Genomic DNA, 2,749 nt, shown 5'->3' on the forward strand with positions numbered 1-2,749 from the left:
CCATAACGATCATTTACATCTTTGAAGTCATCAATATCCAACATAAGTAATGCATGCAAACTATTATTTTGTTTTTCAAGTATATTTTTTGATAATGTATTAAACGTTGCCTTATTGTTTACTTCTGTTAATTGGTCTTGTTGTGCTAACAATTTCATTGCTTCTTCTTGCTCTTTAATTTTTGTTATTTCTGTTACAACACTTAAATTTTGCATTATATTGTTTGGTAATGATTTTACAATACCTTTATCTATTACCCATCTTATTCCACAACTACGATGAATAATACGATACATAAGTTCGTATGTATTTCCCTCTGCCATTTGTCTAGCATAGTCTTCATCCGATTGTTTTTTATCATCCTCGAGAATTAACGCTTGTGGGTTTCCACCCTTTTCTGATTGAAGTTGCTCTGGTGTATATCCAGTAATTTCTGACCACCCACAATTAGAATAAATCACGATTGAACTTTGTGTATTTAAATCAAAATTACACAAAATAATTCCTCCGCGCATTCTATCTAACATATCGCTCATTTTATTATCAATGCTTGAATCATCGTTAAAGCAATCCATAATATTATCCATACTTTTTCCCCACTGTATTTATAGTGAAATAATAGCACTTTTTTTGACTTTTGACTAAGATAATGTTTTAAATATACATTAATTGTGAAAATATAATAAAAACACCAATATAGCATTATTTTAGCTATATGGTGTTTATCAATCTATTTATAATTGATTTGATCGATTGACATGACTCTACCAACTACTCCATCCTCAAGCATTACCTTAATTCCTCTAGGATGATTTAATGAGTTAGTTAAAATACGATCAACAATTCCTTTTGTTAGATTTCCAGTTCTTTGATCCTGTTTTTGTACTACTTGTACACTAGAACCTATTTTAATTAAATTACGGTTAGTTATTGCCATATTTCTAAACTACCTTCCGCGTGTCCCTTGTTTAGGTGTTCTTTGTTGAGTAGGTTTAGATTTATTTGAATATGATTTTGAAGAAGATTTAGCATTCTTTTGATATGGTTTATATTCACCTTTTTTTGAATCTTTAAAATTCTTCTTTTTGTTTTCACCAACAACTTTACTTTGTTTACCATCTTTAGATACTTTACTATCTTTATTTGATTTACTTGCATAAGACTTAGTACTTTTAGGCTTATTTGATGAACTCTTTGGTTTTTTCTTTGGTGTTGGTATCGTATTCAACATTGGAAACTTGTGTTCCTTAACTACTGGAATTTCTAAACGAATTAGTTTTTGTATACTCTTTACTAAATCTAATTCATCAATATCAGCAAATGAAATTGATATACCATTATTACCAGCTCTACCAGTTCTTCCAATACGATGAACATATGCTTCAGCATCAGTTGGTATATCATAGTTAAATACATAACTTAACTCGTTAATATCTATTCCTCTTGCCGCAATATCAGTTGCAACTAGAACTTTAATATCACCTTTTTTAAATTTTGTTAATGCAATTTGCCTTGCACTTTGCGTTTTATTACCATGTATAATTCCAACTTTAATATGTGCAGCATCTAAAAATTTACCCAAACGATTTGCATTGTTTTTAGTTCTTGTAAAAATCAATGCACTGTCTATTTTATTATTCTTAAGAATATCTAATAATAAATTTTTCTTATTTGGCTTATCAACATAATAAAGCGATTGAGTAATGTTATCAACTGTTGATGATGGAGGAGTTACCTCAATAATTACTGGCTCGTGTAGTAATGTTTTTGTCAATTCTTTAATTTCTTTTGGCATTGTAGCACTAAAGAATAAAGTTTGCTTCTTAGTTGGTAATAGCGCAATAATCTTTTTTACATCAAATAAAAATCCCATATCAAGCATTCTATCCGCTTCATCTAAAATGAATACTTCTATTTCTTTGATATCAATTAATTTTTGATTTATTAAATCAAGTAATCTACCAGGTGTAGCTACTACAATATCAACACCTTGTCTGATTGCTTTTTCTTGTGGCTTTTGTGGTACCCCACCAAAAATAATTGCACTTTTAATATTTGTATATTTTGCATACTCTACAAAATTTTCTTCTATTTGAATTGCAAGTTCTCTTGTTGGCGTTAAAATTAAACTTCTAATCTTAGTCGCATCATGTTTTTTTAATCTTTGAATTGTGGGAATTAAAAATGCCGCTGTTTTCCCTGTTCCAGTTTGTGCGCACCCTAAAATATCTTTACCTAATAATGCATGTGGTATAGCTTTCTCTTGGATTGGCGTAGGTTCTGAATAACCTTTTTCTTCTACTGCTTTTAAAATTGATTCGTTAATGTCTAATGTGTTAAATTTCATGTTTTCCTTTTCGATAAGCGTATAAAAAGCGATACACTTAAGTACCGCTTTATCGCTATATATTACTGTATGTACGTTTTACACTATAACACATCTATGATAATAAAGATACAACTACCCATTAAAAGTATTAATTTCAACTGTTTTTTCATGTATTTTACCTTCAATTATTCAGTTTGTTAAGCGCTATACGTATCACTTATCCTTAATTTAAATCATGATCTAAGTAAGCCTTACGGTAATTTTATTTTTGCTAAATTCTAATTTTTTTAAGATTTTCATCCTCACTAAAGTTTTTAAAATTATATAAAAATAGATATTCATTTATTTCATTTTCAGTAATGTAAGCAAAAATATCCTCATTGTAATACCGCAGATCAATTATATGAATCGTTTCATAAT

At 28.9% G+C, this 2,749-nt stretch carries 3 protein-coding genes; all 3 read right to left on the reverse strand.

The features are described from left to right. Positions 1-587: sensor domain-containing diguanylate cyclase (locus tag RR430_RS03615; RefSeq protein ID WP_332508659.1), on the reverse strand; the 587-nt coding region annotated here is incomplete at its 3' end. A 143-nt stretch (positions 588-730) separates the two neighbouring features. Continuing rightward, a complete protein-coding gene (locus tag RR430_RS03620) occupies positions 731-937 on the reverse strand; it encodes a YwbE family protein (RefSeq protein ID WP_332508661.1) in 207 nt (68 codons plus the stop codon). 9 nt (positions 938-946) lie between these two features. After that, entirely contained in the window at positions 947-2,347 is a 1,401-nt protein-coding gene (locus tag RR430_RS03625) for a DEAD/DEAH box helicase (RefSeq protein WP_332508663.1), read from the reverse strand. Positions 2,348-2,749 lie beyond the last annotated feature (402 nt).

Origin of the sequence: Anaerorhabdus sp. (assembly GCF_036641015.1) — a bacterium.
In the GTDB taxonomy this organism is placed as follows: domain Bacteria; phylum Bacillota_I; class Bacilli_A; order Erysipelotrichales; family Erysipelotrichaceae; genus Anaerorhabdus.

Excerpts from the sequence above, each read along its gene's own strand:
- RR430_RS03620 (WP_332508661.1), bottom strand. The coding sequence starts at position 937 with ATGGCAATAACTAACCGTAATTTAATTAAAATAGGTTCTAGTGTACAA.
- RR430_RS03625 (WP_332508663.1), bottom strand. The coding sequence starts at position 2,347 with ATGAAATTTAACACATTAGACATTAACGAATCAATTTTAAAAGCAGTA.